Annotated in this window: 4 protein-coding genes; 2 read left to right on the top strand and 2 right to left on the bottom strand. The window is 60.9% G+C overall.

What is annotated here, in order from left to right:
* Positions 1-75: 75 nt before the first annotated feature.
* Both PSV43_RS03270 and PSV43_RS03265 read right to left on the bottom strand, forming a co-directional pair.
* Positions 76-984: a thiamine pyrophosphate-dependent enzyme gene (locus tag PSV43_RS03270; protein ID WP_300193740.1), complete on the bottom strand. Its 909-nt coding sequence runs from the start codon at positions 982-984 to the stop codon at positions 76-78.
* A 41-nt stretch (positions 985-1,025) separates the two neighbouring features.
* Positions 1,026-2,819 (bottom strand): 2-oxoacid:acceptor oxidoreductase subunit alpha, encoded by a 1,794-nt coding sequence (locus PSV43_RS03265; protein ID WP_300193738.1) that lies wholly within the window; start codon positions 2,817-2,819, stop codon positions 1,026-1,028.
* 433 nt (positions 2,820-3,252) lie between these two features.
* Here PSV43_RS03265 and PSV43_RS03260 point away from each other — a divergent pair, with 433 nt between their 5' ends.
* On the top strand, positions 3,253-4,881 hold the full coding sequence (locus PSV43_RS03260) for a site-specific DNA-methyltransferase (RefSeq protein ID WP_300193736.1): 1,629 nt from the start codon (positions 3,253-3,255) through the stop codon (positions 4,879-4,881).
* A 5-nt stretch (positions 4,882-4,886) separates the two neighbouring features.
* The coding region (locus PSV43_RS03255; RefSeq protein ID WP_300193734.1) for a DEAD/DEAH box helicase family protein at positions 4,887-6,858 on the top strand (1,972 nt) is incomplete at its 3' end.

Here is a 6,858-nt window from a genome sequence, read left to right as displayed (position 1 = left end):
CTTGACCAGCGGAACCTTGACCTCTTGACCTCTTGACCGCGTAGCGGCCTTGACCGCTCGCCTACCCCTCCCCGCCTACCTCATCCCCTCAAACCGCCTCTTCAAAATCTCCTTCTGCGACACCCCAACAAGCTTCGACTGCGTGTCGTCGATCCACCTCTGCTCCAGCGCATTCTTCGTGGGCCGGTTGACCTGATAGTACACGCCGAATTTTCCGGGAGCCAGGTTTTCGGCCAGCTTGAAGGCCGCCTGGTCATCCGTCACGTCGTGCTGTGTTTCGTCGATGGTGTCGAAGGTGCCGCCTTTGCGGGGCGTGCTGTCGTCAAAGGCACCGGCGTAAAACATCACGCACTCGCTGAGACACTCCACGACGCTGAAGCCGTCATGCAAAATGGCGCGCTCAAACATGGCCTCCATGTGCTTCACCTGCGCGGCGTGCGTGCGGGCGATGAACGTGGCACCGCTGGCGAGTAGCTGGCGCATGGGATTGATCGGGCGGTCGATGCTGCCGGTGGGATCGGTCTTGCTCTTGAAGCCGATGGGGCTCGTGGGGCTGGTCTGCTTCTTGGTCAGGCCATAAACAAAATTGTCCATGATGACGTAGGTGAGCTTGATGTTTTTGCGCGCCGCGTGGTTGAGGTGATTGCCACCGATGGAGAAGCCGTCGCCGTCACCGCCGAACACAAAGACGTGCAGGTCCGGACGACTCAGCGAGATCCCGGTGGCGAGCGGAACGGCACGCCCATGAATGAAGTGGATGCCGTGCGTGTTCATGAAATACGGAAAGCGGCTGGAGCAGCCGATGCCCGCCACGCAGACGATGTTTTCATGCGGATACTGCAGCTTCTCCAGCACGCGGTAAAAGATGTTCAGCACCGCAAAGTCGCCGCAGCCGGGGCACCATGTCGGATGGTCGGCGGTGAGGGCTTTTTTGGTGAGCTTGTCAGCAGCAGGTGCTGCAGGAGTGACGAGGGCGGTGGACATGATGGTTGGAAAAATAGAAGGTTGAATGCTGCGGGTTCGGATCAGGCCTGGGCGCTCATGATTTTTTCCACGCCCGTCACGATCTCGCGGATGCGGAAGGCGAGGCCGTCGGTTTTGCACACGGACTGGATGCGCGGGTCCGCGAGGCTCGCGCGCAGCAGCGTGGCCAGTTGGCCGTAGCCGTAGAGGCCGGAGTCGTTCATCTCCACACAGACGACGTGCTTGAACTTCTTGAACAGTCCATCCAGACCCTCCGGCATCGGGTGCAGATGGCGCAGGTGCAGCGCACCCGCCTTGTGCCCTTCCAGGCGCAGGCGGTCCACGCTCTCCTTGATCGGGCCGTAGGTGCTGCCCCAGCCGAGGACGAGGACATCGCCCGTCTGATCGCCATGGATCTCGGGTAGCGGCAGTTCTTTGGCAAGCTGCACCAGCTTGTTGCGGCGCTTCGCCGTCATGAGCGTGTGCATCTTCGGGCTGCCGCTCGGGTGGCCCATTTCATCATGCTCCAGCCCCGTGGACACAGGGTACTTGCCACCGGCCATCTTGCTGCCGGGAGGCGCGTGGCGGGTGATGGCATCCAGCGGATAAGGCTTGAAACCTTCAGGGCGCATGGAGAGATCAAGTTCGGGCTCCACCCAGTGCTTGTCGAGATCCGGCTCTTCAAAGGCCTCGATGCGGCTGCTCAGAGCCTGATCGCTCAGGATGATGACCGGGCAGGAGTATTTCTTCGCCAGCTTGCCGGCCTCCAGCGCGATGTAGAAGCAGTCTTCCACATCCTTCGGTGCCAGCACGATGCGCGGGCTGTCGCCATGACTGCCGTAGATGGCCTGCATCAGGTCGGACTGCTCCACGCTGGTGGGCAGGCCGGTGGAAGGCCCGCCGCGCTGCACATTCACCACGATCAGCGGGATCTCCGCCATGCTGGCATAACCCAGCGCCTCCATCTTCAAGCTCAGGCCCGGACCCGAACTGCCGGTGATGGCAAGGTGCCCGGCAAAGGCCGCGCCAATGGTCATGGACACAGCGGCAAGTTCATCCTCCGCCTGCACATACAACCCGCCATACTTCGGCAGTTCCACCCGCAGCGATTCCATGATCGACGACCAGGGCGTGATGGGATACGCCGAGCCGTAGCGCACCCCGGCGGCGATCAGACCCAGCGTGAGCATTTGATTGCCATCCGTACTGATGCGGTGGCCGCTGCCGGCCTCTCCGGGGACAAAAGCAAATTTCTCAATGTCGCCCACCTGATAGGCAAAACCTGCGTCAAAGGCCAGCAGCGCATTGCGCAGCACGCTCTCGTCCTTTTTGCCAAACTGACGGCTGACAATGCCCACCAGCTTTTCCTTGTCCAAGTTGAAGACGGCGCAGACCATGCCGAGCACAAACATGTTCTTGCCACGGTCACGCGTGGAACCGCCCACCGCCTCCACGGTCGCAGAGGTGAAGGGCACGCCGATGTGGACGATGCCGCGCTCATGTTTGATATCTTCCGGCCCCATGTCCGCCGTGTCGTAAAAGCAGATCCCACCATCCCGCAGTGCCGCGATGTGGTTCTCGTAGCTGTGCTTGTAAAACACCACCAGCACATCCGCTTCATCCCCCTCATGCAGCACCTCACCCGAACCCAGATGCAGCTGGAAAATGGACGGCCCGCCTGAAATCGTGGACGGAATGGTCATGTAGGTCATCACCTCCTGCGCCATGCGGCCCGCCAGTCGGGCCAGAAAGCCGCCGATGGACTGAATGCCGTCCTGGGAATTACCCGCGAAGCGGATGACTGCATTGCGCAAGGACGTGGGTGAAGACGACAAAGGAGCGGAAGCTGGTGTCATGGTGGGAAACAGGCACGGTCGTGCCCGCAGGTTGGTTGCCTGACTAAACGCCGTTTTAGGAAGACTTTTGCAGCCTTCCATGGCCTTTTTCACTGAGGCGGAGACGGGGGAGGATGGCGAGAGTTATGGAACATGAGGGCTGGCAAATGACGAATCCCCCAAGCTAAAGAGCCTCTGCTCCAGCGCGAAATTCGCTGGGAGGCAGCCCGCAAGAACACCCCTGTTTGCCGTGGACAGGCAGCAGAATCCATGACGATTCCCCGTCCTCAGCACCCCTTAACCGCGCAGCGATCTTAACGCCTCAGCCCTTGACCTCTCACTCCCCCCCTCTCGACCTACCCCAGCTTCAAAGGAGTATTCATCAATCCTAGGCCTTTTAACCGACAACTCCTTGCAACATGATGCTGAGCCGCTTTGATGCTCGTTCCACTCCATGCCTTCACGCTACGACCACCTGACCCATGACGAACTCACCCGCCTGCTGGAGGCGCGGGACCGGCGGGATGCCACGCGCTTCGGGCTGGTGTGGGAGGCCAATGAGATCGAGCGGGACCGGGCCATCAATGCCGACTTCGTGGCCCTGGACTTGGACACGGAACTCAGCACGCCGGAGCCTGCGGGCGGCTGGCGCAACCTCATCATCGAGGGCGACAACTTCGACGCCCTGCGCCACCTGCGCATGACCTGCGCCGGCAAGGTGAAGTGCATCTACATCGACCCGCCCTACAACACCGGAAACCGCGACTTCGTCTATAACGATCGCTTCGTGGACGTGAACGACTCCTGGCGGCACTCGACCTGGTGCGAGTTCATGTATCAGCGCCTCATGCTCGCCAAGGATTTGCTGACGCAGGATGGGGTGATCTTTGTTTCGATTGATGACAATGAGATCTTCGCGCTGGGGATGCTGATGAACAAGGTTTTTGGGCAGCACTCATTCATTGCAAACTGCATCTGGCAGAAGCGGTATTCCCGAGAAAATCGGGGAAGCATCGGCGATGCGCACGAATACATCCTTGTCTATGCGCCACGCCCCGAGGTGTTTCAAGAGAAGTGTGGGCGTATCCCACTCACTGAAACGCAGGCGAAGGTTTATAAGAATCTGAATAACGATCCGAAGGGACGGTGGCGTGCGATTCCAATGACCGCACAGGGGTTTCGACCAAACCAGATGTATGAAGTCGTCACACCCACCGGCGCTGTTCATCGTCCGCCCGAAGGCCGATGCTGGGGGATGACTGAGGCTCCGTTTTTGAAGTTGAAAGAAGAAGGGCGGATTTGGTTTGGCAAGGACGGCAGTTCTCAGCCAGGTGTGATTCGGTATCTAAGCGAGGTAGATGGCGTTGTTCCTTGGACGTGGTGGCCGCATGAAGAAGTGGGGCATACCGATGAAGCTCGAAAGGAAATTCGTGAATGGCTTGAAACGCAAACTGCTTTTGATACTCCAAAACCAGTTCGTTTGATGGAGCGCATTCTTCAAATAGCCAACGGCCCAGATGACATCATCCTCGACTTCTTCGCAGGCAGCGGCACGACGGCGCATGCGGTGATGAAGCTCAATGCGGAAGACGGTGGCAAGCGCCGCTTCATCCTCGTCTCCAGCACGGAGGCGACGACGGCGGAGCCGGACAAGAACCTTTGCCGTGATGTGTGTGCGAAGCGGGTACGCCGCGTGATCGAAGGCTATGGCGATAACGCGGCCCTCGGTGGCGATTTCGCCTACCTGCGCTGCCGCCGCATCGCGCCGGGGCGGCTGTTGGACATCGAGCATGCGCAGGTGTGGACGGCTTTGCAGATGATCCATCTGGAGACGCTGAAACCTTATGATGGGAGTGCCCGCGCCCCCTTCCAGAGCGCCGGGGATGAGATGGCGCGTCTGATCTATGTGCCGCGCTTTACCAAGGAGCTGGTGCCCGCGCTGCGGGCGGCGGTGGCGGACTGCGCGGCGGTGGCACTCTACTCCTGGCAGCCAGAAACCCTGCGCCAGCACATCCGCTCCGGAAATGTGCAGCATGAGGCCATCCCGGAAAGTCTGGCACGGAAATTTGGCCTGAACGCATAACCTCCATGAGCATCAAGACCCTTCGACGATTTCAAGCGCTGGCGGTGGACAGCGGCGTGGAGCTGTTCTGCGCGGCGCGTGAGCTGCTGGACGCCTCCGGCGGTGATGCACGGGGCCGTGCGGACGCGATCAACCACAACGGCTACCTGCTCATCGAAGCGCCCACGGGCGCGGGCAAGACGCTGATGGCGGGGACGATGGTGGAAAAATTCAGCCGCGAGGAGCGGGTGGTATGGTTCTGGTTTGCGCCGTTCAAAGGTGTGGTGGGCCAGACAGCGGCCTTTCTGCGGGAGCAGTTCCACGGCCTGCGCCTGCGGGACATGGCGGATGACCGGGCCACGGACATGAGCCGCCAGGGGGATGTGTTTGTGACCACCTGGCAGACCGTGGCCACCCGCGTGAAGGACAAGCGCAACGTGCGCAAAGAAGGCGAGACGAACCCGAGCATCGACACGCTGGTGCAGCAACTGCGCACGCAGGGCTTCCGCATCGGCGTGGTGGTGGATGAGGCGCATCACGGCTTTGGCGAGAAGACGCAGGCTGCGAAGTTTTTCCAAGAAGTGCTGCAGCCGGAATACACCGTGCTGATCACGGCGACGCCGGATGACACGGACGTGACGGCTTTTGAAAAGGCCATGGGCATCGCCGAGCTGCACCGCATCCGCGTGAGCCGTGAGGACGCGATGGAGGCGGGCCTGATCAAGAAGGGCGTGAAATGCGCGGCCTACTTTGTGGAGCCGGAGAAGCGGGCGCTGGTGGACCTGGAAGGCACCGCGCTGCGGGATGGTGTGGCAGCACACCTCCAACTCAAACAAACACTGGCTGACATGAAAGTGCCGCTGGTGCCGCTGCTGCTGGTGCAGGCCACCGACAACGAGAACGTGGCGAAGATGAAGGCGCGCCTCATCCGCATGCGCTTCACGGAAGATCAAATCGCCGTGCATACGGCGGATGAGCCGGACGCAGATCTGCTCGCGCTGGCCAACAATGAGCAGCGTGAGGTGCTGATTTTCAAGATGGCGGTGGCGCTGGGCTTTGATGCGCCGCGTGCCTTTACCCTCGTGTCCATGCGGGCGAGCCGTGACCCGGAATTCGGCGTGCAGCTCGTGGGCCGCATCCTGCGGGTGCATCGCCTGCTGCAAGGCCGTGCGCAGGCAAATACATTGCCGGAGGCACTGAGCTACGGCTATGTCTTCCTCGCCTCTGCGGAGACGCAGACCGGACTGGACATCGCAGGGCAGAAGATCAACGCCATCCAGACCACGTATGCGAAGGCCAGCACGGCCACGGTGGCGATGCGTTTTGGCGAAGGCATCAGCGGCGTGAGCAAGGTGGATGAGAGCGGGCAGACCGAGTTCTTTGGGCTGGAGACGCAGACGACCGGGGGAGCTGGCAAGGTTCAGGAAGATCCGCCGCCAGCCACACCGGAGTTTGTGCCGCCGACGCGGTTTGATTTCGGCAAGTTCTTTGGCAGCAGCGAAGAACCCGACGCTGGCGATGCGCCGGACAAAGGCCCCCGGCAGGTGGCCGGGCTGGTGAAGCTGCACCGCTACGCGCTGCGTGCGGATGTGCCGCGCCAGTTCAAAACTCAGGAACCCGCCGACAATGAAGTGACGGAGGAGGACTGCGCGCAGCGCTTCATCGTCTCCACACGTGATCTGCTGGAGGCGATGAAAAACAAAGTTCTAGTTGAACAACGCACGCTGGATGTCTTTGCACAGACGATACAGCAGGTGTTCAACTTTGAGGCGGAGCTGTCCGAAGATGAAGCCGCCAAACGGGCGAACAAAGTGCTGTGCAAGGACGGCACGATGGACGCCCGCGAGCTGCGCCTGGCGCTGCTGAGGAAGCTGGAAGCCGTGATGCGGGAGCAGGACATGGAAGAGGAGGCGAATGATCCGGACAAGGTGCGGCACTTCCTGAATGTGATCCTGGCCACACACCCCGAACTGCTGACGGATGCGATGAAGCAGGCTG

Source organism: Prosthecobacter sp., from assembly GCF_029946185.1.
In the GTDB taxonomy this organism is placed as follows: domain Bacteria; phylum Verrucomicrobiota; class Verrucomicrobiia; order Verrucomicrobiales; family Verrucomicrobiaceae; genus Prosthecobacter.
The sequence above is the reverse complement of the archived record's forward strand: the minus strand, read 5'-3'. Positions and strand labels throughout refer to the sequence as shown.